Source organism: Pseudomonas sp. AC083, assembly GCF_979253165.1.
Map to the genome: position 1 here is coordinate 1 of NZ_CEEDDH010000127.1, position 273 is coordinate 273.

Below are 273 nucleotides of genomic sequence, written 5' to 3' on the forward strand. Positions count from 1 at the left end.
TTAATGGACTGCGTGTAGCCGCGGATGACCATGACAGGTGTTTTTAAGTCATGTGAAATATTCTGCAAAAGTGTCCGTTCTGTTTCATCCTTTTGAATGAGTTTTTGTCTCATTTCTTCAATGGTATGACCAAGCTTGCCAATTTCATCTTGCCGGTCAACGATGACAGGATCGTCCCAGTCCTCTTGTGCAATCCGTTTGACGTGTTTTTCAAACGCAACGATTGGTCGGGATAAATAGCGGGCAAGCCAAATCGATGGAATCCAGCTTAGT

At 44.0% G+C, this 273-nt stretch carries 1 protein-coding gene; it reads right to left on the bottom strand.

What is annotated here, in order from left to right:
- Window positions 1–273: HAMP domain-containing protein (locus tag AC0IXA_RS27455; protein ID WP_471814905.1), on the bottom strand; the 273-nt coding region annotated here is incomplete at both ends.